The organism is Streptomyces sp. NPDC059875, assembly GCF_042731085.1.
In the GTDB taxonomy this organism is placed as follows: Bacteria; Actinomycetota; Actinomycetes; order Streptomycetales; family Streptomycetaceae; genus Streptomyces.
Map to the genome: position 1 here is coordinate 47,247 of NZ_JBHWJZ010000002.1, position 23,114 is coordinate 70,360.

At 71.2% G+C, this 23,114-nt stretch carries 22 protein-coding genes and 2 tRNA genes; 16 read left to right on the forward strand and 8 right to left on the reverse strand.

Features of this window, described 5'->3' with window-relative positions; all coding sequences use genetic code 11:
* Positions 1-78 precede the first annotated feature (78 nt).
* The 3 genes from ACFV9D_RS02155 to ACFV9D_RS02165 all read left to right on the forward strand — a co-directional run bounded on the left by ACFV9D_RS02155 (position 79) and on the right by ACFV9D_RS02165 (position 2,120).
* Positions 79-540: a molybdenum cofactor biosynthesis protein MoaE gene (locus tag ACFV9D_RS02155; RefSeq protein WP_385139534.1), complete on the forward strand. Its 462-nt coding sequence runs from the start codon at positions 79-81 to the stop codon at positions 538-540.
* Between the two features lie 167 nt (positions 541-707).
* A complete protein-coding gene (locus tag ACFV9D_RS02160) occupies positions 708-956 on the forward strand; it encodes a hypothetical protein (protein WP_385140473.1) in 249 nt (82 codons plus the stop codon).
* Between the two features lie 75 nt (positions 957-1,031).
* The gene (locus ACFV9D_RS02165; RefSeq protein ID WP_385139537.1) at positions 1,032-2,120 is read left to right on the forward strand and encodes a PDZ domain-containing protein; all 1,089 of its coding nucleotides are present in this window, start codon (positions 1,032-1,034) and stop codon (positions 2,118-2,120) included.
* 81 nt (positions 2,121-2,201) lie between these two features.
* Here ACFV9D_RS02165 and ACFV9D_RS02170 read toward each other — a convergent pair whose 3' ends face one another.
* Complete coding sequence (locus ACFV9D_RS02170; protein ID WP_385139540.1) at positions 2,202-2,756, reverse strand: PPA1309 family protein; 555 nt, start codon at positions 2,754-2,756, stop codon at positions 2,202-2,204.
* Between the two features lie 135 nt (positions 2,757-2,891).
* On the opposite strand from ACFV9D_RS02170, the gene ACFV9D_RS02175 reads away from it, so the two are divergent.
* From ACFV9D_RS02175 to ACFV9D_RS02190, 4 genes are all read left to right on the forward strand, one after another.
* Positions 2,892-5,879: a UPF0182 family protein gene (locus ACFV9D_RS02175; protein WP_385139543.1), complete on the forward strand. Its 2,988-nt coding sequence runs from the start codon at positions 2,892-2,894 to the stop codon at positions 5,877-5,879.
* 50 nt (positions 5,880-5,929) lie between these two features.
* A tRNA-Met gene (locus tag ACFV9D_RS02180) sits at positions 5,930-6,003 on the forward strand.
* A gap of 205 nt (positions 6,004-6,208) precedes the next feature.
* The gene (locus ACFV9D_RS02185) at positions 6,209-8,290 is read left to right on the forward strand and encodes a tetratricopeptide repeat protein (RefSeq protein ID WP_385139546.1); all 2,082 of its coding nucleotides are present in this window, start codon (positions 6,209-6,211) and stop codon (positions 8,288-8,290) included.
* A gap of 66 nt (positions 8,291-8,356) precedes the next feature.
* A tRNA-Met gene (locus tag ACFV9D_RS02190) sits at positions 8,357-8,430 on the forward strand.
* Positions 8,431-8,569: 139 nt separating this feature from the next.
* On the opposite strand, the gene ACFV9D_RS02195 is transcribed toward ACFV9D_RS02190, so the two are convergent.
* Positions 8,570-8,989: a Fur family transcriptional regulator gene (locus ACFV9D_RS02195; RefSeq protein ID WP_385139549.1), complete on the reverse strand. Its 420-nt coding sequence runs from the start codon at positions 8,987-8,989 to the stop codon at positions 8,570-8,572.
* A gap of 158 nt (positions 8,990-9,147) precedes the next feature.
* On the opposite strand from ACFV9D_RS02195, the gene ACFV9D_RS02200 reads away from it, so the two are divergent.
* A complete protein-coding gene (locus tag ACFV9D_RS02200) occupies positions 9,148-10,599 on the forward strand; it encodes a catalase (RefSeq protein WP_385139552.1) in 1,452 nt (483 codons plus the stop codon).
* 90 nt (positions 10,600-10,689) lie between these two features.
* Here ACFV9D_RS02200 and ACFV9D_RS02205 read toward each other — a convergent pair whose 3' ends face one another.
* Positions 10,690-11,091 (reverse strand): cyclic nucleotide-binding/CBS domain-containing protein, encoded by a 402-nt coding sequence (locus tag ACFV9D_RS02205; RefSeq protein WP_385139555.1) that lies wholly within the window; start codon positions 11,089-11,091, stop codon positions 10,690-10,692.
* Between the two features lie 166 nt (positions 11,092-11,257).
* Positions 11,258-12,058 carry a histidinol-phosphatase gene (gene hisN, locus ACFV9D_RS02210; RefSeq protein WP_385139558.1) on the reverse strand — a complete coding sequence of 267 codons (801 nt, stop codon included), beginning with the start codon at positions 12,056-12,058 and terminating at the stop codon, positions 11,258-11,260.
* 106 nt (positions 12,059-12,164) lie between these two features.
* Here hisN and ACFV9D_RS02215 point away from each other — a divergent pair, with 106 nt between their 5' ends.
* Entirely contained in the window at positions 12,165-12,824 is a 660-nt protein-coding gene (locus tag ACFV9D_RS02215; protein ID WP_385139561.1) for a TetR/AcrR family transcriptional regulator, read from the forward strand.
* Here the strand turns inward: ACFV9D_RS02215 and ACFV9D_RS02220 are convergent.
* From ACFV9D_RS02220 to ACFV9D_RS02235, 4 genes are all read right to left on the reverse strand, one after another.
* Complete coding sequence (locus ACFV9D_RS02220) at positions 12,716-13,039, reverse strand: DMT family transporter (RefSeq protein WP_385140426.1); 324 nt, start codon at positions 13,037-13,039, stop codon at positions 12,716-12,718. The two genes, ACFV9D_RS02215 and ACFV9D_RS02220, sit on opposite strands and share 109 nt — an antisense overlap.
* A gap of 91 nt (positions 13,040-13,130) precedes the next feature.
* Entirely contained in the window at positions 13,131-14,144 is a 1,014-nt protein-coding gene (rsgA, locus tag ACFV9D_RS02225; RefSeq protein ID WP_385139564.1) for a ribosome small subunit-dependent GTPase A, read from the reverse strand.
* Between the two features lie 3 nt (positions 14,145-14,147).
* On the reverse strand, positions 14,148-15,476 hold the full coding sequence (aroA, locus tag ACFV9D_RS02230) for a 3-phosphoshikimate 1-carboxyvinyltransferase (RefSeq protein ID WP_385139567.1): 1,329 nt from the start codon (positions 15,474-15,476) through the stop codon (positions 14,148-14,150).
* A 28-nt stretch (positions 15,477-15,504) separates the two neighbouring features.
* Positions 15,505-16,191 carry a M50 family metallopeptidase gene (locus ACFV9D_RS02235; protein ID WP_385139570.1) on the reverse strand — a complete coding sequence of 229 codons (687 nt, stop codon included), beginning with the start codon at positions 16,189-16,191 and terminating at the stop codon, positions 15,505-15,507.
* Positions 16,192-16,242: 51 nt separating this feature from the next.
* Between ACFV9D_RS02235 and ACFV9D_RS02240 the strand changes: the two genes are divergently transcribed.
* The 7 genes from ACFV9D_RS02240 (at position 16,243) to ACFV9D_RS02270 (ending at position 23,049) form a co-directional block, all read left to right on the forward strand.
* The gene (locus tag ACFV9D_RS02240; protein WP_385139574.1) at positions 16,243-17,058 is read left to right on the forward strand and encodes an SOS response-associated peptidase; all 816 of its coding nucleotides are present in this window, start codon (positions 16,243-16,245) and stop codon (positions 17,056-17,058) included.
* Between the two features lie 81 nt (positions 17,059-17,139).
* Positions 17,140-17,838 (forward strand): alpha/beta family hydrolase, encoded by a 699-nt coding sequence (locus ACFV9D_RS02245; RefSeq protein ID WP_385139577.1) that lies wholly within the window; start codon positions 17,140-17,142, stop codon positions 17,836-17,838.
* A gap of 240 nt (positions 17,839-18,078) precedes the next feature.
* The gene (locus ACFV9D_RS02250) at positions 18,079-18,735 is read left to right on the forward strand and encodes a sigma-70 family RNA polymerase sigma factor (RefSeq protein ID WP_030207302.1); all 657 of its coding nucleotides are present in this window, start codon (positions 18,079-18,081) and stop codon (positions 18,733-18,735) included.
* The gene (gene rsrA / locus ACFV9D_RS02255) at positions 18,732-19,031 is read left to right on the forward strand and encodes a mycothiol system anti-sigma-R factor (RefSeq protein WP_361850602.1); all 300 of its coding nucleotides are present in this window, start codon (positions 18,732-18,734) and stop codon (positions 19,029-19,031) included. Before ACFV9D_RS02250 ends, rsrA begins: the two co-directional genes overlap by 4 nt.
* A gap of 145 nt (positions 19,032-19,176) precedes the next feature.
* A complete protein-coding gene (locus ACFV9D_RS02260) occupies positions 19,177-20,745 on the forward strand; it encodes an HD domain-containing phosphohydrolase (protein WP_385140429.1) in 1,569 nt (522 codons plus the stop codon).
* The gene (locus ACFV9D_RS02265; RefSeq protein WP_385139581.1) at positions 20,742-21,989 is read left to right on the forward strand and encodes an HD-GYP domain-containing protein; all 1,248 of its coding nucleotides are present in this window, start codon (positions 20,742-20,744) and stop codon (positions 21,987-21,989) included. Before ACFV9D_RS02260 ends, ACFV9D_RS02265 begins: the two co-directional genes overlap by 4 nt.
* Before the next feature lie 79 nt (positions 21,990-22,068).
* Positions 22,069-23,049: a hypothetical protein gene (locus ACFV9D_RS02270; protein ID WP_260228954.1), complete on the forward strand. Its 981-nt coding sequence runs from the start codon at positions 22,069-22,071 to the stop codon at positions 23,047-23,049.
* Positions 23,050-23,114: the final 65 nt, after the last annotated feature.

The following is a 23,114-nucleotide window of genomic DNA, read 5'->3' on the forward strand; positions in this document are numbered from 1 at the left end:
GGACCCTCCTACGGAGGGTCGGGTCCACCGGTCGAAAACGCTATTCCACCTGTCAGTGCGGTGCGGCACCATGGGCGCATGGCACGCACCCATGACCACCCCGGCGAGCAGGTCGCAGCCGACCCGATCAAGCTGCTCGCGATCCGTGACACCCCGCTGTCGATCGACGAGGTCTTCCGGGCCGTCGGCGACGACGCTGCCGGGGGCACGACCCTCTTCGTGGGCACCGTGCGCAACCACGACGGTGGCGCGGACGTCGACGCGCTCGGGTACTCCTGCCACCCGTCCGCCGAGGCCGAGCTGCGCCGGGTCGCCGAGAAGGTCGTCGCCGACTACCCGGTCCGTGCGCTGGCGGCCGTCCACCGGGTGGGCGATCTGCAGGTCGGCGACCTCGCGGTCGTCGTCGCGGTCTCCTGCCCCCACCGCGGCGAGGCCTTCGAGGCCTGCCGCAAGCTCATCGACGACCTCAAGCACGAGGTCCCGATCTGGAAGCACCAGACCTTCTCCGACGGCACAGAGGAGTGGGTGGGCGCCTGCTGAGCCTTAGGACAGACGGGTGGCAAGTGGCCGCGCCGACGTCCTGTAGTCGAACGCCCCGATTTGCGTAACCGGGCCCCCGGCAGCAGCGTTGATGCTGCAGATCGTTAATCTGCTGATCGGCCGGGTTCCGGCCGGTTGCGGTCGCTCATTGGGGATGGGAGGTCGGGATGGCAGCGCTTGCCTGGTTGCTGATTCCGCTTTTCGCAGTCATCGGCGCGGCGATATGGGGAAGCTGGGCCCAGAGGAACAAGACCATCGGGGACGTGGCCGAGCTCGCCGGCTACGCACGGTTCCGGGACGCGATGGAGCGTTCGCATTCCGGTGTCGACGGTATCGACGGTATCGACGGTACTGATCCCCAGATGACCCCCGCGACCTCGCCGTCCACCGTTGGCAGCAGCCAAGTCTCCGGCTGACTTCCCGCCCGCGGGCCGCCTCGTACGGACCCGCCCCACAGGTGCACTCACAGACCGGTCCCGTACTGTCGTTCCATGCCACGCCGCACTGCGACGATGCTCGCCTCCACCCTGGTCCTGATCACTCTGCTCTGTGTGGGCGTCCTGGTTCCGGTGCCGTACGCGGAGATGAGCCCCGGCCCGACGGTCAACACCCTCGGTGAGGCCGATGGAGAGCCCGTCCTCCAGATCTCGGGTCACCAGACGTATCCCACCGACGGGCACCTCAACATGACGACGGTCCGCGTCACCAGCGCGGACTACCGGATGAACCTGGTCGAGGCCGTCTACGGCTGGCTCGCCCACGACAACGTCGTCGTCCCCAAGGAGACCCTCTACCCGGACGGCAAGACGGAGGAGGAGTCGAGCCAGGAGAACGCCGAGGAGTTCAGCCAGTCCCAGGAGAGCGCGAAGGTCGCCGCCCTCAACGAGCTGAAGATCCCGGTGACCACCCGGGTCGTCATCGCCACCGTCGTGAAGGACAGCCCCGCCCAGGGCAAGCTGCACGCCGGGGACGTCATCAAGTCCGTCGACGGCGTCCCCGTGAAGGAGCCGGGGAGCGTCGCCAAGCAGGTGACCAAGCGCAAGCCGGGCGAGACGGTCGAGTTCACGATCGTCCCCGCCAAGGAGGCGGCCGCGGCCGAGAAGGCCGGCAAGGAGCCCACCGCCACCGAGAAGGTCACGATCACCACGGTCAAGTCCCAGGAGGGCGACCGGGCGATCGTCGGCATCCAGGCCGGCACCGACCACGTCTTCCCGTTCACCATCGACATCAAGCTCGCCGACGTCGGCGGACCCAGCGCCGGCCTGATGTTCGCGCTCGGCATCGTGGACAAGCTGACGCCCGAGAGCCTCACCGACGGCAAGTTCATCGCCGGTACCGGAACCATCGACGACAAGGGCAAGGTCGGCCCGATCGGCGGCATCGAGATGAAGCTGGTCGGCGCGCGCGACGCGGGCGCCGAGTACTTCCTCACCCCGGCCGACAACTGTGAGGCCGCCGCCTCCGACATCCCCGACGGCCTCACCCTCATCAAGGTCGACACCATCGACGACGCGACGAAGTCGCTGGAGAAGATCCGCAAGGGCGACACGAAGAGCCTGCCCAGCTGCTCGAAGAGCTAGGACGACGCGCGCACGAAAGGGGGCGCTCCGGTCACCGACCGGGGCGCCCCCTTCCGCGTACTCCTCAGGACGCGGACGTCCTCAGGACTCGAAGGTCGCCGCCAGGGCGTCTGCGAGACCCGGCACCAGGTCCGCCCCGGTCAGCACCTCGTTCGGGGAGTCCTTCTCGCGCAGCCGGATGGCCGCCTCGCGGGCGCCGTTACGGAGCACGGCCACGGTCATCCGGACCTCCTGGCGATCGGGGTGCCGGGCCACCCACTTCGCCAGAGCGGCCTCGTTCAGACCCTCCGGCACGGAGGCCTCGGCCGACGGAGGCAGCATCAGCCGCTCCACCGTCAGCGCGCAGCCGGCCACCGCGTCGGGCCACGCGATCGTGCCGAGGAACTCGTCGAGGGCCTTCCCCTTGGGCAGCTCCTCCTGCTCGATGGGGGTGAAGGCGGCGGCTTCGGCGCCTTCGAGGCCGAGCTGGGAGGCCAGTCCCGGCTCCTGGGCGCGCAGTTTGGCGGTGTCGACGAGGGCGAAGAGCCGGGCCGGACGGTCCCAGCCGAGACCGGAGGCGTACTCGTCGATCTCGAGCACCGCGCGGGTGAGGGGGCTGGCGGCCATGGGGGTGCCGGAGGGGGAAACGTTGGACATGACCCATATCCTGCCTCCTTCGCCCCCGAAGACGGGAACTAGGTAAAGCCTCAGTAAGTTGCACCAGTGGGCTCTACGATCGCGGGGCCTGCTTATCGACGCATCAACCTCGAGGGGCGCACGTTGGCTTTCCAGATGCCGGACCGCGGAGGCGGCGGAGGCCCGTCCGGGCCAAGGATCAGAGTCGGCCGGCCGTCCCGGCGGGCCCGCACGCTGCTCATGACGCTGGGCGTGCTGGCCGTCCTGGCCATGGCGTTCGTCATGTTCGCCGGGTTCTGGACGGACTGGCTCTGGTACCGCTCGGTCAATTACTCGTCCGTGTTCACCACCACCCTGTGGACCAAGATCGGCCTGTTCGCCGTCTTCGGCCTGCTCATGGGGCTCGCCGTCGGGTTCAACATCTGGCTGGCGCACCGGCTGCGGCCGCCGCTGAGCGCGATGTCGCTCGAGCAGCAGAGCCTCGACCGGTACCGGATGGGTCTGGCCCCCTACAAGAAGTGGGTGCTCCTCGCGATCACCGCTCTGGTGGGCCTGATCGCCGGCGCCTCGGCCTCCGGCCAGTGGCGGACCTGGCTGATGTGGGTGAACGGCGTCGCCTTCGGCCAGAAGGACCCGCAGTTCCAGCTGGACGTGTCGTTCTACGCCTTCGACCTGCCCTGGTACCGCTTCCTGCTCGCCTTCGGCTTCGCCGCCACCGTCCTGTCGCTGATCGCCGCCGCGCTGACGCACTACCTGTACGGCGGACTGCGCGTCACCAGCCCCGGTGCGCGCGCCACCGCCGCGGCGACGGGCCACCTGTCGGTGCTGCTCGGCGTCTTCGTCTCGCTGAAGGCCGTGGCGTACTGGCTCGACCGGTACGGCCTCGCCGTGAAGTCCAGCGACTTCAAGGCGGCCGGCAACTGGACGGGTCTGCGGTACGTCGACGCCAACGCCTATCTCCCCGCGAAGACGATCCTCTTCTGCATCGCCGTGATCTGCGCCGTGCTGTTCTTCGCGACGCTGTGGCGCCGCACCTGGCAGCTGCCGGTGATCGGCTTCGGGCTCATGGTCCTGTCGGCGATCCTGATCGGCGGCCTGTACCCGGCCATCGTGCAGAAGTTCCAGGTCCAGCCGAACGAGCAGGCCAAGGAAGCGCCGTACATCCAGAAGAACATCGACGCGACGCGCAAGGCGTACGACATCGATGCGACGGAGCCGGAGAACTACTCGGGCAAGTCCACGGTCAAGGCCAAGGACCAGCTCCGGGCGGACTCCGACACGGCGGCCAGCTACCGGCTGATCGACCCGAACATCGTCTCGCCGACGTTCCAGCAGCTGGAGCAGAAGCGGAAGTACTACCAGTTCCCGACGACCCTCGACGTCGACCGCTACGAGGGCCAGGACACCGTCGTCGGCCTGCGTGAGCTCAACATCAAGGGCATCCCGAAGCGGAACTGGATCAACGACCACTTCACGTACACCCACGGCTATGGCGCGATCATGGCGGCGGGTACGCAGACGGACGCCAACGGCTCTCCGGTCTTCACCGAGGCCGGCCTGCCGACCACGGGGAAGCTCGGCCCGTACCAGCAGCGGATCTACTACGGCGAGAAGACCGATCAGTACTCGATCGTCGGCGGCCCGCAGAAGGAGCTGGACTACGAGGAGAACGGCGAGAAGACCACCAGCTACGAGGGCAAGAGCGGGGTCAACCTCTCCAACACCTTCAACCGCGCCGCCTACGCGGTCGCGTTCAGCGAGCCGCAGATCCTCTACTCGGGGGCCATCGGCGAGGGCTCGCGGATCCTCTACAACCGCACGCCCAAGGAGCGCGTCGAGGCGGTCGCACCCTGGCTGACCATCGACGGCGACGCCTACCCGGCGGTCGTCGGCGGCAAGATCCAGTGGATCGTCGACGCGTACACGACCACCAACGGCTACCCGTACGCCTCGCGCACCACGCTGGGCGAGACCACGGCCGACGCTCTGACGGTCGGCAACCAGCAGCGCGCGGTGGTCGCCCAGCAGAACCAGGTCAACTACATCCGCAACTCGGTGAAGGCCACCGTCGACGCCTACGACGGCACGGTGACCCTCTACGAGTGGGACAAGGAAGACCCGGTCCTCAAGACGTGGATGAAGGCGTTCCCGGACACGGTGCAGCCGCGTGAGGCGATCAAGGGCGACCTCATGGCGCACCTGCGGTACCCGCAGGACATGTTCAAGGTCCAGCGCGAGCTGCTCACCCGGTACCACGTGAAGGACCCGGCGCAGTTCTACAGCGGCTCGGACGCCTGGCAGGTGCCGAACGACCCGACCAACAAGGACGGCAACGCGGTCCCGCCGTACTACCTGAGCATGAAGATGCCCGGGGACAAGCAGCAGCAGTTCTCGCTGACGACGACGTTCACCCCGAACGGGCGGCCCAACCTGGGCGGCTTCATGGCGGTCGACGCCGACGCGGGCAGCAAGGACTACGGCCGCATAAGGCTGTTGCGGGTCACCTCCGAGGTCCCGGGACCGGAGCAGGTGCAGAACAAGCTCAACAGCCTTCCGTCGGTGGCGACCTTCGTCCGCGACATGAAGGGTGCCGACTCCGACATCCAGTACGGCAACCTGCTGACGGTGCCGCTCGACGGCGGCTTCCTGTACGTCGAGCCCGTGTACGCCCAAGGCCGTAACGCGCACTATCCGCTGCTGAAGAAGGTCGCGGTGTCGTACGTGGACGCGGACCAGCCGGACGGTGACACGACCAAGGACACCACGGTGTTCGAGGACAACCTCACCGAGGCGCTGAACGCGGTCTTCGGGGTGGACGGTGCGACGCCGCCCCAGCAGCCGGAGCAGCCGGGCACCAAGCCGCCGACGACGCCGACGACGAACGACGCGGCGCTGAAGCAGGCCATCGCGGACGCGCAGAAGGCGTACGACGACGGCCAGGCCGCCCTCCAGAAGGGCGACTGGACCGCCTACGGCAAGGCCCAGGAGGCGCTGCAGGACGCGCTCGTACGGGCCGCTGACGCCGGCGGGAAGCTGAACTCGGGCGACCAGAAGCCCGGTGAGCAGAAGCCCGGTGAGCAGAAGCCGGGCGAGCAGAAGCCGGGAGCGACACCGTCGACCAGCGCGAGCCCGCCGAGCGGCTGACCGACTGGTCGGGCACCACCCCGCGTCGTGATACCTTTACGGAACAACGACGCGGGGTGGAGCAGCTCGGTAGCTCGCTGGGCTCATAACCCAGAGGTCGCAGGTTCAAATCCTGTCCCCGCTACTGAAGGCAAAGGCCCGGATCCATGAGGATCCGGGCCTTTGTCGTGTGCGGAGGGGAGCGTCGGGCTCGCGAAGCGCGGTGGGGATGGGGCGAGTTGGGGTGAGACGTGTTTGACTTATCTCTCTGTGGGCATGTCGACAAAACGCTGAAGTGACCTCACTGGCTGCGGTATACCAGGTGTACGCGCGTTGCGGGTGGTGCGACGATGGAATTTATGGGGGACAGGGCAACTCTGTTGGAGACAGGGCGGTTTGTGCAGCGGCACGGGAAGCGTGCCGCAGACGACGTCATCGAGGCTGCGGAGGCCGTCGATGCGGCCGATGACACCACCGCCGAGAACGAGACCGAGACCGAGGCGCGCCACCGGCGTGCCGCCGAGAGCGGCGACGCCGCATCGATGAGCGTGCTCGGCGCGCTCCTGCTGCGCCGCGGTGACCTGGACGGCGCCGAGCCGTACCTGCGCGGCGCCACCGCGGAGGGGGACCGCGCGGCCGCCAACAACCTGGGTGTCCTGCTGCACCAGCGCGGCTACGCCGACGAGGCCGCCGGCTGGTGGCGGGTCGCCGCCGTCGCGGGCTCCGCGCCCGCCGCCCACGCGCTCGGCCGCCACCACCGCGAGCGCGGCGACGAGCCCGCCGCCGAGTACTGGCTGCGCCAGTCCGCCGAGCAGGGCCACGCCCTGGGTGCCTACGCGCTCGCCGACCTCCTGGAGCACCGCAGCGATGTCGGCGCCGAGCGCTGGCTGCGGGCCGCCGCGGAGCGGGGTCACCGCGAGGCCGCGTACCGCTTGGCGCTCGCCCTGGAGAACCGTGCCTCGGAGTCGGAGCGCGGACGCGCCTCGCTGTACGAGACCGGCGTGGGCCGGTCCGCGCAGGGCGGCCCCGCAGGGCGTCCCGGCGCCGGTGACGCCTCGGCGTACGGCACGTGCGCAAACGCAGGCACTGGCACAGGCGCAGGCCGCCGCTCCGCGCGCGAGGCGCAGGCTGACGAGACCGACGCCCCAGGGGCAGCCGGGGACCGGCCCAAGGGGCTCGCACCGGCGCGTGCGGCCGCCGCCGCTACCGCGGCGCCCACCGGTGAACTCGCCGAGGCCGAGCAGTGGTTCCGGCAGGCCGCCGCACGGGGGCACCGGCGTGCCGCGCTGCACCTCGGGGCGATCCTGGAGAAGCGGGGCGAGCTCAAGGAGGCCGGCCGCTGGTACCTGAGCTCGGCCAAGGAGGGCGAGGCCAAGGCCGCCTGCGCGCTCGGCTTCCTGCTGCGCGACGCCGGTGACGAGGAGAGCGCCGCCGTGTGGTGGCTGCGCGCCGCCCAGGACGGCGACGGCAACGCCGCCAACGCGCTGGGCGCCCTGCACGCCGCCCGGGGCGAGCAGCAGACCGCCGAGCGCTGGTACCGCGCCGCCATGGACGCGGGCGATGTCAACGGGGCGTACAACCTCGGGCTGCTCTGCGCTGCCCAGGACCGCGTCCAGCACGCCGAGCAGTGGTACCGCCGCGCCGCCTACGCGGGCCACCGCGAGGCCGCCAACGCGCTGGCCGTGCTCCTCCTCCAGGCCGGGGACACGGGCGGCGCCGAGCCCTGGTTCTCCAAGGCCGCGGAGGCCGGCAGTGTCGATGCCGCCTTCAACCTCGGCATCCTCTACGCGGGTCGCGACGACGACCGTACGGCGCTGAGCTGGTACGAGCGCGCGGCCGCCGCGGGCCACACCGAGGCCGCGCTCCAGGTCGGCATCGCCAGCCTGCGCGACGGCGACGAGCAGACCGCCGAGCGTCACCTGCGGTGCGCGGCGGGCGGCGGCAGCCCCGAGGCCGCGTTCCGGCTCGCCACCGTCCTCGACGCGCGCCGGCCGGACCCCGGCCCGCCCGCGCTCGGGGCCCCGCGCGAGGAGAAGACCGAGTGCGAGGAGTGGTACGAGCGGGCCGCCCAGCAGGGCCACCGGCGCGCCCAGGTGCGGGTGGGGATGCTCGCCGCCGCGCGCGGTGACGTGGCGGAGGCGGCCCACTGGTACCGCGAGGCGGCCGAGGCCGGCAGCCGTAACGGCGCCTTCAACCTCGGCCTGCTCCTCGCCCGCGAGGGCAGCGAGCGCGAGGCCGCCCTGTGGTGGACCCGCGCCGCCCGTGCCGGCCACGGGCGGGCCGCGCTTCGGCTCGCGCTGCTGGCGGCCCGGCGGGGCGAGCTGTCGGAGGGGCGGCGCTGGTGCGCGAGGGCCGTGGAGCTGGGTCCGGCGGAGGTGGCCGAGCGGGCGGCGCGGCTGAGCGAGGCGCTGCACCAGGAGCTCACCGCGTAGTCCTGGCGGGCGGTGGGGAACGGATTTGCGCTGGTCGTGGGCGTCCCGTAAGGTTGGGTTCACCGACGCGGGGTGGAGCAGCTCGGTAGCTCGCTGGGCTCATAACCCAGAGGTCGCAGGTTCAAATCCTGTCCCCGCTACTCAGTAGCAACGAAGGCCCGGATCCAGTCACTGGATCCGGGCCTTCGTCGTGTTCCCGTGTTCCCGAGTCCCCGTCTCCGTGAGGACACGGAAAAGCCCCCACCGTCCGGTGGGGGCTCGCGTCGTCCACGCGCCGTCTCAGGCCGTCGCGGCGCAGTTCGGGCAGATGCCGCGGTACGTGACCTCGACGTTCGAGATCGTGAAGCCGAAGCGCTCCGTGTCCGGGAGGTCCGCCAGCGGGTTGCCGGAGGGGTGGACGTCGCGGATGGCACCGCAACGCCCGCAGACCAGGTGCTGGTGCGGGCGGTGGGCGTTCGGGTCGTACCGCTTGGCACGGCCGTCCGTCGCCACTTCCATGACCTCACCGAGCGTGACCATCTCGCCCAGCGTGTTGTAGACGGTCGCCCGGGAGATCTCGGGCAGCCGCTCCACGGCGCGCGCGTGGACCTCGTCGGCGGTCAGGTGGACGTGATCCCCGTCCAGGACCTCGGCCACGACGCGCCGCTGCGCGGTCATTCGCCAGCCGCGGCCGCGCAGTCGTTCCAACAGGTCACTCATAAGGACCAGCCTAACAGTGGGGGGACCAAGGTCCCGAACCGGTGTGAGTTTGGATGGCGGCTTGACTTAGACAATGTCTATCGTAGGATCGAGTTCGGCAAAGGCCAGGACAGGGCTTGCCAGGACAGGGCTTGCAGGAAGCAACGCAGGAGGCGCACGTGACGCAGGGACCGCTCACCACGGAGGCCGGCGCGCCGGTGGCCGACAACCAGAACAGCGAGACGGCGGGCGTCGGCGGTCCCGTCCTCGTCCAGGACCAGCTCCTCCTCGAGAAGCTCGCCCATTTCAACCGCGAGCGCATCCCGGAGCGCGTGGTCCACGCGCGCGGCGCCGGTGCGTACGGCACGTTCACCGTGACCGCGGACGTCACGCGGTACACCCGGGCCGCGTTCCTCTCCGAGATCGGCAAGCAGACCGAGACGTTCCTGCGCTTCTCCACCGTCGCGGGCAACCTCGGTGCGGCCGACGCGGTGCGCGACCCGCGGGGCTGGGCGCTGAAGTTCTACACCGAAGAGGGCAACTACGACCTCGTCGGCAACAACACCCCGGTGTTCTTCATCAAGGACGCCATCAAGTTCCCCGACTTCATCCACACCCAGAAGCGCGACCCGTACACGGGCTCTCAGGAGGCGGACAACGTCTGGGACTTCTGGGGCCTCTCCCCGGAGTCGACCCACCAGGTGACCTGGCTCTTCGGCGACCGCGGCATCCCCGCCTCGTACCGCCACATGAACGGGTACGGCTCGCACACGTTCCAGTGGAACAACGAGGCCGGCGAGGTCTTCTGGGTCAAGTACCACTTCAAGACCGACCAGGGCATCAAGAACCTCACCCAGGACGAGGCCAACAAGCTCGCCGGCGAGGACCCCGACTCCCACCAGCGCGATCTGCGCGAGTCCATCGAGCGCGGCGACTTCCCGACCTGGACCGTGCAGGTCCAGATCATGCCGGCGGCCGACGCGGCGACCTACCGCTTCAACCCGTTCGACCTCACCAAGGTGTGGCCGCACGAGGACTACCCGCCGATCGAGATCGGCAAGCTGGAGCTCAACCGCAACCCGGAGAACATCTTCGCCGAGGTCGAGCAGTCGATCTTCAGTCCCGCGCACTTCGTGCCGGGCATCGGCCCGTCTCCCGACAAGATGCTCCAGGGGCGTCTCTTCGCCTACGGCGACGCCCACCGCTACCGGGTCGGCATCAACGCCGACCACCTGCCGGTGAACCGCCCGCACGCCACCGAGGCGCGCACCAACTCCCGTGACGGCTTCCTCTACGACGGCCGCCACAAGGGCGCGAAGAACTACGAGCCGAACAGCTTCGGCGGCCCGTTCCAGACCGACCGCCCGCTGTGGCAGTCCGCCCCGGTCACCGGCGGTACGGGCAACCACGCCGCCCCGGTGCACTCCGAGGACGACGACTTCGTGCAGGCGGGCAACCTCTACCGCCTGATGTCGGAGGACGAGAAGGGCCGTCTCGTCGACAACCTGGCGGGCTTCATCGCCAAGGTGTCGCGCGACGACATCGCCGAGCGGGCGATCGACAACTTCCGCAAGGCGGACGGTGACTTCGGCAAGCGGCTCGAGGCCGCGGTCCAGGCCCTGCGCGGCTGAGGACGCTTGTCGTAGAAAAGGAGCGGGCCGGACTTCCGTACGGGAGTCCGGCCCGCTCTCGTCTCAGCCGAATCGGCCGTATCGGCCGTGTCAGCTCGCCATGGTCGTCGCGTGGCGGTGGGCCGGGGTCCAGCAGCGGATGATGTCGCGTACGGACACGATGCCGACGGGCCCGTGTCCGTCGAGGACGACGAGATGGCGGAAGCCGCCGTGGGTCATGGCAGAGGCCGCCTCCTCCAGGGTCCAGGTGGGGGCGGCGAAGACGACGTCGGTGGTGGTGTGGGAGCCCGCGGTCTCGTGGTCGGGGTTCTGGTCGGCGCCGATCGAGTTGAGGATGTCGCGTTCGGTGAGGATCCCGAAGCCACCGGCGTCGGTGTCGTGGACGACGGCCGCGCCGACGCGGCGCGCCGACATCAGCCGGGCGGCCTGGCGGAGGGTGTGGGCGGGACCGATGGTGAGGACCACCGTGCTCATGGCGTCACGGACGAGCATGAAAGGAGCCACCTCCTTCGTGAACCGTTCCCGCCTTCAACGAGAACGAATTCACAAGTTCACAAGTGGGGGGACTCTCAGAGTGGCAGCGATGTGAGGGGCCCGACAAGGGGGCGCGCGAGGCGTCCGCCCGAGGGGCGCGCGAGGCACCCCCCGCGGGGTGGCGTCAGCCCTTCTGGTTCAGGTAGCTCAGCAGTTCGCCGTGGAGCAGGCCGTTCGACGCCGCCGCGTTGCCGCTGTGCGGACCGTGCCGGCCGTCGAGGCCGGTGAACGTGCCGCCCGCCTCCTGGACGACGATCGCGGTCGCCGCCATGTCCCAGAGGGACAGCTCCGGCTCCGCGCAGACGTCCACCGCACCCTCGGCGACCATCATGTACGGCCAGAAGTCGCCGTACGCCCGCGTCCGCCAGCACGCGCGCGTGAGGTCGAGGAAGCCGTCGAGGCGGCCCCGCTCCTCCCAGCCGCTGAGCGAGGAGTACGCGAAGGAGGCGTCGGACAGCTCCGAGACCTTCGACACCTGGATCCGCGTCGCCGAGGTCAGGCTGCGGCCCGTGTACGCGCCCGCGCCCTTCGCCGCCCACCAGCGCCGCCCGAGCGCCGGTGCCGAGACCACGCCGACCACCGGCTGGAAGCCCGTGTCGCCGGCCTCCATCAGCGCGATGAGCGTCGCCCAGACCGGCACGCCGCGCACGTAGTTCTTGGTGCCGTCGATCGGGTCGATCACCCAGCGGCGCGGGCCGGTTCCCTCGACGCCGTACTCCTCGCCGAGGATCGCGTCGCGCGGCCGCGCCCGTTGGAGCTGGCCGCGGATCAGCTCCTCGGCGGCCTTGTCCGCCTCGCTCACCGGCGTCATGTCCGGCTTGGTCTCGACCTTCAGGTCGAGCGCCTTGAACCGGTCCATGGTGGCCGCGTCGGCGGCATCCGCGAGGACATGGGCGAGACGCAGATCATCGTGGTAATCGGCCATGGTCGAAACTCTATCCCTCGAAGGGACGTGGGCCCACGAGAGCCCTTGACAGTGCGTGGCGGCCCGTCAACTCTGAGCGCAGAACCGTTCTGGCCGGGAGGCGACGATGCCTACTGCCCGTGAGGCCCTGCTGAATGCCGCGCTGGCGGCCCTCAGGGGGCTGCCCTGGTCCGCGGTCCGGATGGTCGACGTCGCCTCCGCCGCGGGGGTCTCCCGGCAGACCCTCTACAACGAGTTCGGCAGCAAGGAGGGACTGGCCCGCGCGCTCGTACGACGCGAGGCCGACGCCTACCTCCAGGGCGTGGACCAGGTCCTCGCCCGGCCCGTCCCGCCCGTCCGCAACCTCGCCGCCGTCGCCGAGTGGACCGTGGCCGAGGCCGGCGCCCGCCCGGTGCTGCGCGCCCTGCTCACCGGCTGCTGGGGCGAGCGGCTTCCGACGCCACGCCCGGCACGGGCCGGTGCCCGCGCCTCCGCCGTACCCGCCCAGCGTCGCGCCGACGCCGGGGTGCCCTCGCCCGCGGACCTGCTCGGACTCGCGCGGGACCGGGCCGCGACGGCGCTGGGGCACCACGACGGCGACGTGGTGGGGTCGTGCGAGGCCGTCCTGCGTCTCGCGCTCTCGTACGTCGTCGCCCCCGGGCCGTCCGTGGCGGACGGTCAGTGGGCCGAACCGGAGAGCTGGAGGCCGATGACGCCGACGATCACCAGCGTGATCGAGACGATCTTCAGCGTGGACACGATGTCGCCGAGGAAGACCATCCCGTAGATCGCGGTCCCCGCCGCGCCGATGCCGGTCCACACCGCGTACGCGGGACCAACGTCGAGCTTGCGCAGGGCGAGCGTCAGCAGTCCGAAGCTGCCGAGGGCGAAACAGGCGAAGGCGACCGTCGGCCAGAGCCGGGTGAAACCGTGCGAGAGCTTCAGGCAGACCGCGAACCCCGTTTCGAGGAGCCCCGCGACCACCACCAGCAGCCACGCCATCGTCAGTGCCTCCACGCCGTCGGTGACTGCTTCGTCTCACTTGGTGCGATTATGCACTTACCAACAGCAGCCGACCGCAAACGTGCGCGACTCAGTCGCCTTCGCGTCGTTCCCGCGTGGCGAGCAGCCGACGCAGTGAATAGAGCCGTGCCGGGTCGGCGTGACCCTCGGCCACCCACGCGTCCAGCGCGCAGTCCGGCTCGTCGTGGCTGCAGGCCCGCGGACAGTTCTCGGTGCCGGCCACGAGATCGGGGAAGGCGAGGATCACCCGGGACGGGTCGACGTGGTTCAGCCCGAAGGAGCGGACGCCCGGGGTGTCGATCACCCAGCCGCCCTCCTTGTCGTTGAGGGGGAGGGCGAGCGCCGAAGTAGTGGTGTGCCGGCCGCGGCCCGTGACCGCGTTGACAAGTCCGGTGCTCCGCCGACGGTCCGCCGGCACCAGGGCGTTGACCAGGGTCGTCTTGCCGACACCGGAGTGGCCGACGAACGCGGTCGTCCGGCCCTTGAGGTGCTCGTGGACCCGCTCGGCGGCGACCCCGTCCACGAACTCGTCGCGCGTGGTGACCACGTGCGGCACACCGAGCGCGCCGTACATCTCCAGGAGCTCGTCCGGCGGGGCCAGGTCCGACTTCGTCAGGACGAGGAGCGGGGTGAGCCCGCCGTCGTACGCGGCGACCAGACAGCGGTCGATCAGCCGCGGGCGCGGCTCGGGGTCGGCGAGCGCGGTGACGATCGCCAGTTGGTCGGCGTTGGCGACGACGACACGCTCGAACGGATCGTCGTCGTCGGCCGTACGGCGCAGTACGGAGCTGCGTTCACCGATGCGGACGATCCGGGCCAGCGTGTCCTTCTCGCCGGACAGATCGCCCACGAGGGAGACCCGGTCGCCGACCACCGCGGCCTTGCGGCCCAGCTCGCGCGCCTTCATCGCCAGGATGATCCGGTCGTCGACGAGACACGTCAGCCGGCCCCGGTCCACGGTGAGGACCATGCCCTCGACCGCGTCCTCGTGCTTGGGGCGGATGTTGGTACGGGGACGGTTGCCCTTGCGGTTGGGCCGCTGGCGGATGTCGTCCTCGTCGGTGTGCTTCCCGTAACGCCGCATGGCTCAGGCTCCGAGCATTTCGGTCCACATCCTGGGGAAGTCCGGCAAGGTCTTGGCGGTCGTCGCCACGTTCTCGATCTCCACGCCCTCGACCGCGAGGCCGATGATCGCGCCCGCCGTCGCCATGCGGTGGTCGTGGTACGTGTGGAAGACACCGCCGTGCAGCGGGCGGGGACGGATGTGCAGCCCGTCCTCGGTCTCCGTCACGTCGCCGCCGAGCTCGCTGATCTCCTTGGTCAGGGCCGCCAGGCGGTCCGTCTCGTGGAGCCGCAGATGGGCGACGCCGCGCAGGGTGGAGGGGGAGTCGGCCAGCGCCGCGACCGCCGCGATGCCGGGCGTCAGCTCGCCGACCTCGCTCAGGTCGACGTCGATGCCGTGGATCCGGCCGGTGCCGGTGAAGGTGAGGCCCGCCTCGGTCAGCTCGCAGGAGCCACCCATCTCGGTGAAGATCTCGCGCAGCGCGTCACCGGGCTGAGTGGTCCTGGCCGGCCAGTCCGGAACCGTGACCCGGCCACCGGTGACCAGGGCCGCGGCCAGGAACGGCTGGGCGTTGGACAGGTCGGGCTCGACGGTCAGGTCCCGGCCGAGCAGGGCGGAGGGAGAGACCCGCCAGACGTTCGGCTCGCCACCCGTCTCCGGCTCGTCGACCTGGGCGCCGACCACGCGGAGCATGTCGACGGTCATCCGGATGTGGGGGAGGGAGGGCAGGGTCGCGCCGACGTGACGCACCTCCACGCCCTGGTTGAAGCGGGGCGCGGAGAGCAGCAGCGCGCTGACGAACTGCGAGGACGAGGAGGCGTCGATCTCCACCGGGCCGCCGTCGAGCGCCCCGCCGCCGTGCACGGTCATCGGCAGCGCGCCGCGCCCGTCGTCGTCGATCCGGGCGCCGAGCACGCGCAGTGCGTCGATCACGCCGTGCAGCGGACGCTCGTGGGACCGGGCGTCGCCGTCGAAGTGCACCGGGCCGTCGGCGAGGGCCGCGACCGGCGGCAGGAAGCGCATGACCGTTCCGGCGTTGCCGACGTCCACGGTCGCCGGGCCGCGCAGCCCGGCCGGGATGATCCGCCACGCCTCGCCCGTACCGTCCGGGCCCACGCCCTCCTCGATCCGGACGCCCAGCGTGCGCAGCGCCTCGGCCATCAGCAGCGTGTCGCGGGAGCGCAGCGGGCGGCGCAGCCAGCCCGGCTCGGCGGCGAGCGCGGCGAGGACCAGGCCGCGGTTGGTGACCGACTTCGATCCGGGCACGGTGACGGTCGCGTCGACGGGACCGCTCGCATACGGGGCGGGCCAGGGGTCGGTCTGCAGGTCGGTGTGCGCGGAGGTTTCGGTCATGCCCTCACTTTAGTGGGGCCCGCACCGACTACAGCCCCAGCAGCCAGCGGCCTCCGCCGATCAGGGAACAGATCGACACGGCGTGGAAGAGGAAGAGCCAGAGCGCCGGGTGCACATGGGTGAGGCGGGCGAGCTGGTCCGCGTCCGAGTCCGGTGCCCCTCCGTGGCGCCTCTTGCGCTGGAGCTCGAAGACCGGCCGGACCCCGCCGACGAGCAGGAACCAGACGACGGAGTACGCGAAGGCCGACTGCACGTCGGGGCCCGTCAGCCAGGAGACCAGGAGGAACGCGGCGCCCGTGACGAGCACGGTGAAGATCCCGTACGCGTTGCGGACCATCACGAGCATGGCGACGAGGAGGGCGGTCGCCAGCCAGAGCAGGAGGGTGATCCGGTGGTTCGCGAGCAGCCAGGCGCCGCCGAGGCCGAGCAGCGGGGCGGCGGTGTAGCCGGCGGCGGCGGTGAGGATCATGCCGATGCCGCTCGGGCGGCCTCGGGAGACGGTGAGCCCGCTGGTGTCCGAGTGGAGCCGGATGGATTCGAGCCGACGGCCGGTGATGAGGGCGATCAGACCGTGGCCGCCCTCGTGGGCGATGGTGATGGCGTTGCGGGACAGCCGCCATATCGCGCGGGGGACCGTGACGGCGAGTGCGGCTATCGCCGTCGCGATCACGAGCCACTCTTCGGGGGCGGGCTGGGTACCGAGGACTTCGGTCATGTTGTGGACTAACTCCCCGGGGTCGTCGTGGATCGTGGCAGTGTGGCACGTATGTGCGGACGGTATGCAGCGAGTCGTCGGCCCGAGGACCTGGTGGGTGTCTTCGAGGTCGAGAAGTGGGAGCCCGAGGAGACCCTGGCTCCCGACTGGAACGTGGCCCCGACCAAGGAGGTCTACGCGATCCTGGAACGCCCACTGAAAGACGCGGATTCGCCGCGTCCGGTTCGCCAGCTGCGCTCACTGAAGTGGGGTCTGGTGCCGTCCTGGTCGAAGTCGCCGGAGGGCGCGGCCAGGATGATCAACGCGCGGGCGGAGACGGTCGCCGAGAAGCCGTCGTTCAAGCGGGCCTTCTCCACGCGGCGGTGCATCCTGCCGGCCGACGGTTATTACGAGTGGGTGACCGGGTCGGGGGAGCGGGACCTGGAGGTCGAGGGGAAGAAGAAGCGGCCGCGGAAGCAGCCGTACTTCGTGACCCCGGCGGACGGCTCGGTCTTCGCGATGGCCGGACTGTACGAGTTCTGGCGTGACCGCACGCTCCCGGACGACCACCCGTCGTCGTGGTGGGTGACCTGCTCCGTGATCACGACGGAGGCGGAGACCGGGCCGCTGGGCGTGTCCCCGGCGGAGGGCCCCCTGTCGCTCGCGGACATCCACCCCCGGATGCCGCTGATGCTGACCCCGGACCGCTGGGACGCGTGGCTGGACCCGGGACGCACGGACGTGGACGAGCTCCAGGGCCTGCTGGAGGCGCCGCCCGGGGGCCTGATGCGGGCGTATCCGGTGGCGACGGCGGTGAGCAACGTCCGCAACAACGGGCCGGAGCTGCTGACGGAGCTGGCGGGGCCGGAGGTCGGCACGCTGTTCTGACGGCGGGAGTTCCCCCACGCCTGTGGGGCTTCGCCCCGAGCCGAGCGCGGCAGCTTCGCGCCGCGGTGAGCGCCCTGCACCATGGGCGGTATGAGCCGTACCGAAAACGTAGCGACGGACACCGGGGACGCCCGGATCACCTGGTACCCCGGGACGAAGGCGTGGGCGGTCCTGGCCCTCGGGCACGGGGCCGGGGGCGGGATCGAGGCGCGGGACCTCCAGGCCCTGGCCGGGACGCTGCCCGCGCACGGGGTGACCGTGGCGCTCGTCGAGCAGCCGTGGCGGGTCGCCGGGAAGAAGGTGGCGCCCGCGCCGAAGACCCTGGACACCGGGTGGCGCGGGCTCTGGCCCGCCCTCGCGAAGCCCGGCCTCCCCGTGATCGCCGGGGGCCGGAGCGCCGGCGCCCGGGTGGCCTGCCGGACCGGGAAGGAGCTCGGCGCCGCCGCCGTGCTCGCGCTGAGCTTCCCGCTCCACCCGCCGGGCAAGCCCGAGAAGTCCCGGGCCGACGAACTGCTCTCCACGGGCCTGCCCACCCTCGTCGTCCAGGGCGGCAACGACGCCTTCGGAAAGCCCGAGGAGTTCCCCGGAATGAAAAGGGATCGCGCGCAGCGCGTCGGTGCAAGGGTGGTGGCGGGAGACGGGTGGGAGTACGGCCTCGTCGAGGTGCCGTACGGCGATCACAGCTTCGCCGTCGCCAAGCGCGCCCCCGTCACACCGGAACAGACCCTCGCGCTCATCGCCGGGGAAGTCACCACGTGGGCCGCGTCACTCCGGAGCTGAGGCCGGGAATGTCGAGCGTGCGACCACGGTTGTGACCCATGTCGGTGTGAGAGCAAGGAAGAGGGAGTCCGTCGCATGGGTTCGACCATCTGCCCCGAGCGTGCGCAGGCCGCTGACCTCGACTGGACAGTGCTGCCCGCGCCCAAGACCGCCCCTATTCGGGCGGCGGGCGGAGCGGTTCCTCGTCTATCCTCCGAATCGAGCGGGTCCGCATTCGGGTTCGCCGCAGCGCTGGAGGAGGTGGGTCCGGTCACTGGGACCGACACAGGGACCGACGACGGCCCCGAGGAGACGACCGAGGAGCGCAACGCGCGCTTCGAGCGGGACGCCCTCGGATACCTCGACCAGATGTACTCCGCCGCGCTGCGCATGACGCGCAACCCCGCAGACGCCGAGGACCTGGTGCAGGAGACGTATGCCAAGGCGTACGGCTCGTTCCACCAGTTCCGCGAGGGTACGAATCTGAAGGCGTGGCTGTACCGCATCCTCACCAACACCTTCATCAACTCGTACCGCAAGAAGCAGCGCGAACCCCAGCGCAGCGCCGCTGAGGAGATCGAGGACTGGCAGCTCGCGCGCGCCGAGTCGCACATGTCGACCGGGCTGCGTTCCGCCGAGTCGCAGGCCCTGGACCACCTGCCGGACTCCGACGTGAAGGAAGCCCTTCAGGCGATCCCCGAGGAATTCCGTATCGCGGTCTATCTCGCGGATGTCGAGGGCTTTGCGTACAAGGAGATCGCGGACATCATGGGTACACCCATCGGTACGGTGATGTCCCGACTGCACCGGGGCCGCCGCCAGTTGCGCGGCATGCTCGAGGACTACGCTCGCGACCGCGGGCTCGTTCCCGCGGGCGCCGGAGAGTCGTCGAACGATCTGAAAGGCTCGGGCTCATGAGCTGCGGAGAGCCGCACGAGACGGATTGCTCAGAGGTCCTGGATCATCTCTACGAGTTCCTCGACCATGAGATGCCCGACAGTGACTGCACCAAGTTCGAGGTGCACTTCGAGGAGTGCTCCCCGTGCCTGGAGAAGTACGGCCTGGAGCAGGCGGTGAAGAAGCTCGTGAAGCGCTGCTGCGGCAGTGACGACGTGCCCACCGATCTGCGGGCCAAGGTGATGGGCCGGATCGACCTCATCCGCTCGGGCCAGCTGGTGCCCGAGCAGGACATCACGGCGACCGCCCAGGAGTGACCGCCGGACCTGAGTGAAAGGGCCGCCGCGACGTGATCGCGGCGGCCCTCATGCATACATCAGCTTGTATCACCCGATGGTGCGAATCGGTCGACGACCGCCCGCACGCGCCGCCCAACTCGCTAGCGTGACAGGCGTGATGGGCGTGATGGCGATTCCGCGAGCGGCACGTGTGTACATCGGCTGCGCCCTCATCGGCGCCGCCGGGTGCCTCCTGCCCGCGCTGCGCCCCGGCGCACAGACCCCCTGGGGCACTGTCGCGCTGCTCGCCGCCCTGTACGCCGTGTGCGAGCTGCCCGGCCGCTGCAGGCTGCTCGGCCGGGCGTCGGGCAGCTCGGTGCCCATGGGCGCCGGATCGTTCTTTCCTGTCCTGCTCACCTCGGCGCTGCTCCTGCCGCCGTCCGCCGCCGCGCTCACGGCGGTGCCCGGTGCGCTGCTCGCCCGCGTCGAGCAGCGGCCTGCGGGGGTCCGCCGGGCATGGCGCGCCGGTCAGCTCGTGCTCGCCGTCTGGGCCGCCGCACATGTCGCCGCCGCCCTGAGCTGCGACGACGCCCTCGGGCTCGGGGTGCACACGCCCGACTTCCCGTACGTCCTGCTGCCCGCCGGGGCCTCCGCGCTCACCTTCTGCCTGGTCCTGACCGCCCTCGACGGCGGGATCCGGACGACGGCCGAGGGGCTCGCCCCGCGCACCGCGTGGCGCGGCCTGCTCGTCCGCGCCCTCGCCCCGCACGCGGTGCACGGGCTCGCCGGGCTGATGATGGCGGTGCTGTGGCGCAGTACGTACGGTCCCGTCGCCGCGCTCTTCGTCCTCCTGCCGATGTACATCTCCTGCTGGATCTTCGCCCAGTACCACCGCGAACGCGCCGCGCATCAGGCGACGATCCGCGCCCTGGTCCAGGCCGTCGACATCAAGGACAAGTACACCCGGGGGCACAGCGAACGGGTCGGGCAGGCGTCGGTGCTGATCGCCCGTGAGCTCGGGATGGAGGAGGAGCGCCTGGAGATCCTCCGCTTCGCGGGGATCCTCCACGACGTGGGCAAGCTCGGCGTGCCGACGCGGGTGCTGAGGAAGGACGGGCCGCTGACACCGGAGGAGCGCCGGATCATCGAACTGCACCCGGAGTACGGACACGAGATGGTCCGGGGGATCGGCTTCCTGGGCGAGGCACGGGCGGCGATCCTGCACCACCACGAGAAGATGGACGGCAGCGGCTACCCGTACGGGCTCAGCGGCGGCCAGATCCCGGAGTTCGCCCGGGTGGTCGCGGTCGCCGACGCCTTCGACGCGATGACGTCGACCCGGTGCTACAGCAGGGCGCGGCCGGTGGAGACGGCGGTGGCGGAGCTGGAGCGGTGCGCGGGCACGCACTTCGACCAACGGATGGTGCGGGCGCTGGTACGGGCGCTCGACCGCCACGGCTGGCAGACGGCGGTCACCGCGGACGAGGCTCCCCCCGCGGCCGGCGACGTCCCGCCTCCGCGGGCGCCCGCGCGGCGCGACGCGGACGCCGGGCCGCCCGTGCCCGCCGGCACGCCCTCCGCGGCGAGCAGGGCGGATGCGCCCCCGGACGGCGCGGCGGCGCCGACCGCCCGGCTCACCGGCCCGCCGCAGGCCGACGACCGGGCCGCCGGCCCGCCGGGTGCGGAGCCGGCCCCCGCGGGCTCAGCACCCGGCGCCGCGCTGCCCCCCGCCCGCCCGCAGGGCCGTGCATGAGGCCCGGGGCCGTCACCGTCGGCGCGGTCCACGGGGCCGCGCTCGTCTTCACCGCCGCCGGGTTCGCCTCCACGCTCTGGTACGGGGTCGACGACCCCGGCAACGCCCTCGCGTTCGGCGTGCTCATCGCCTTCGGCGAGCTCGCCCGCTGGGGCGCCCTGCCGGGAGAGAGGGAGCCCGCACCGCTCGCCTCCGCGGGAGCCCTCGCGTACGCCCTGCTCGGCGAGAACGCGGGCCGCACCACCACCCACGGCGTCCTCCAGATCGTCGCCGTCGTCGTCGCGGGCGGGCTCGTCGGGATCGTCCCGCACATCGCCCGCGGCAAAGGCCCCGACCTGGACCACCTGGCGCGGCGCATCCTCACCGTCGGCTTCGCCGCCCTCTGCTTCCAGCCGCTGTACAACTCCGGCGAGCTCACCCTCTATCTCGGCCAGGGCCCCTCCTACGCCCTCTACCTGCTGCTTCTGCTCCTCCTCACCGCCCTGTGCGACGCGGTGCTCGCCGCCCTGATGCTCCGGGCCCGCACCCTCTACCCGTACGGCCCCCTTCTCCGCGACGAGCTGCGCGCCCTGCTGGGCATCGGCTCGGCGGTCTGCGCCACCGGGGCCGTGATGGCCCTCGGCGCGGCCGCCGCCGGGCTCTGGGCGCTGCCCGTCTTCTGCGTACCGCTGCTGCTCGCCCAGGTCTCGTTCCGCCGGTACGCGGCCGTGCGCACCACCAACCGGCAGACCATCGCCTCTCTCGCCCGGGCCACCGAGATCGCCGGCTACACCGCGCCCGGGCACGCCCACCGCGTCGCCGCGCTCAGCGGCGCCGTCGGGCGCGAGCTGGGGCTCTCCGGGGCCGAGCTGACCGTCCTCGAGTACGCGGCGCTCATGCACGACATCGGACAGCTCTCCCTCGTCGACCCTGTCCCCGAGGGCGCCACGGCGCTGCTCCCGCCCGAGGAGCAGCGCCGCATAGCGCTCCTCGGCGGCGCCGTCGTCCGCCAGACCGGCGTCCCCGCGGCCGTGGCCGTCGTCGTGGAACGGCAGGCCGATCCGTACCGCGACCAACCCCTGCCCGCGCGGATCGTCCGTACCGTCAACGCCTACGACGACCTCGCGGGCGACAGCGCCGGTGGGGCGCTCACCGCCCTCGAACGGCTCCGGCTCTCCACCGCCCGCGACCACCACCCGGAGGTCGTGGAATCCCTTGCCAGAGTCCTGGCGAGGGGCGGCGTCACCCCTGCTCCTCCTGGGTAACCCATGGGTAATGAGCGCGCGTCCAACCGGGCATGGTTGGATGCGAACAAGAGGGTGAAGCGACCGGCAGGCGGGAATCGTGAGGATCTTCGGGAAGGTACGGCATCGGCCCTCCGCCTCGTGGCGGCAGGCCACCGACCGCGCATTCACGCTGATCGGCGACGGCCGGTACGAGGACGCGGGCGCGCTGCTCACGCGCGCGGCGGATCTGGAGCCCTGGCTCTCGGAGTCCTGGTTCAACCTGGCGCTGCTGCACAAGTTCCGGCACGACTGGGAGCAGGCGCGGGCGGCCGGGCTGCGCGCCGTCGCGCTTCTCGACAAGGAGACCGGCGCCCCGGACTGGTGGAACGTCGGCATCGCCGCCACCGCCCTCCAGGACTGGCCGCTGGCCCGCCGCGCCTGGCAGGCGTACGGGCTGAAGGTGCCCGGGGCCTCCGCCGGCACGGGTGAGCCCGCCGGGATGGAGCTGGGCAGCGCCGCGGTCCGGCTCTCGCCGGAGGGCGAGGCCGAGGTGGTGTGGGGCCGCAGGCTCGACCCGGCCCGTATCGAGGTGCTGTCCATCCCGCTGCCGTCCTCGGGCCGGCGCTGGGGCGAGGTCGTCCTCCACGACGGGGTGCCCAACGGCGAGCGCACGACCTCCGCGGGCCCGTCCTACCCCGTCTTCGACGAGATCGAGTTGTGGGCCCCGTCGCCCGTCCCCACCTGGGTGGTGCTCCTGGAGGCCGCCACCGAGGCCGACCGCGACGCCCTTGAGCAGCTCGCCGCCGACGCCGGATTCGCCGCCGAGGACTGGTCCTCCTCGGTCCGGCTGCTCTGTCGCGCCTGCTCCGAGTCGACCATGCCCAGCGCCGAGGGCGAGGGCGAGCACCTCGACCCGCACGACCACAGCGAACCGGGCCACCCCGGCCCCCTCGGCCACCGCTCGCCCGGCGAGCTCTGGGTCCCCGAACGGGAGTGCGGGATCGCCGCGCCCGTGGGTCTGGTCCGGGGCCTGCTCGACGGCTGGGTGGCGGACAGCCCCGACAGCCGTGAGTGGCGGGATCTCGAAGAGGTCTGCTGAACTGCCCGGATCCTGCCCTTAGGCTGTACGGGACCATCGACTGGGGTTCTGAGGAAGGCGTGCGG

Excerpts from the sequence above, each read along its gene's own strand:
- ACFV9D_RS02155 (WP_385139534.1), top strand. The coding sequence starts at position 79 with ATGGCACGCACCCATGACCACCCCGGCGAGCAGGTCGCAGCCGACCCG.
- ACFV9D_RS02160 (WP_385140473.1), top strand. The coding sequence starts at position 708 with ATGGCAGCGCTTGCCTGGTTGCTGATTCCGCTTTTCGCAGTCATCGGC.
- ACFV9D_RS02165 (WP_385139537.1), top strand. The coding sequence starts at position 1,032 with ATGCCACGCCGCACTGCGACGATGCTCGCCTCCACCCTGGTCCTGATC.
- ACFV9D_RS02170 (WP_385139540.1), bottom strand. The coding sequence starts at position 2,756 with ATGTCCAACGTTTCCCCCTCCGGCACCCCCATGGCCGCCAGCCCCCTC.
- ACFV9D_RS02175 (WP_385139543.1), top strand. The coding sequence starts at position 2,892 with ATGCCGGACCGCGGAGGCGGCGGAGGCCCGTCCGGGCCAAGGATCAGA.
- ACFV9D_RS02185 (WP_385139546.1), top strand. The coding sequence starts at position 6,209 with ATGGAATTTATGGGGGACAGGGCAACTCTGTTGGAGACAGGGCGGTTT.
- ACFV9D_RS02195 (WP_385139549.1), bottom strand. The coding sequence starts at position 8,989 with ATGAGTGACCTGTTGGAACGACTGCGCGGCCGCGGCTGGCGAATGACC.
- ACFV9D_RS02205 (WP_385139555.1), bottom strand. The coding sequence starts at position 11,091 with ATGCTCGTCCGTGACGCCATGAGCACGGTGGTCCTCACCATCGGTCCC.
- hisN (WP_385139558.1), bottom strand. The coding sequence starts at position 12,058 with ATGGCCGATTACCACGATGATCTGCGTCTCGCCCATGTCCTCGCGGAT.
- ACFV9D_RS02215 (WP_385139561.1), top strand. The coding sequence starts at position 12,165 with ATGCCTACTGCCCGTGAGGCCCTGCTGAATGCCGCGCTGGCGGCCCTC.
- ACFV9D_RS02220 (WP_385140426.1), bottom strand. The coding sequence starts at position 13,039 with ATGGCGTGGCTGCTGGTGGTGGTCGCGGGGCTCCTCGAAACGGGGTTC.
- rsgA (WP_385139564.1), bottom strand. The coding sequence starts at position 14,144 with ATGCGGCGTTACGGGAAGCACACCGACGAGGACGACATCCGCCAGCGG.
- aroA (WP_385139567.1), bottom strand. The coding sequence starts at position 15,476 with ATGACCGAAACCTCCGCGCACACCGACCTGCAGACCGACCCCTGGCCC.
- ACFV9D_RS02235 (WP_385139570.1), bottom strand. The coding sequence starts at position 16,191 with ATGACCGAAGTCCTCGGTACCCAGCCCGCCCCCGAAGAGTGGCTCGTG.
- ACFV9D_RS02240 (WP_385139574.1), top strand. The coding sequence starts at position 16,243 with ATGTGCGGACGGTATGCAGCGAGTCGTCGGCCCGAGGACCTGGTGGGT.
- ACFV9D_RS02245 (WP_385139577.1), top strand. The coding sequence starts at position 17,140 with ATGGGCGGTATGAGCCGTACCGAAAACGTAGCGACGGACACCGGGGAC.
- rsrA (WP_361850602.1), top strand. The coding sequence starts at position 18,732 with ATGAGCTGCGGAGAGCCGCACGAGACGGATTGCTCAGAGGTCCTGGAT.
- ACFV9D_RS02265 (WP_385139581.1), top strand. The coding sequence starts at position 20,742 with ATGAGGCCCGGGGCCGTCACCGTCGGCGCGGTCCACGGGGCCGCGCTC.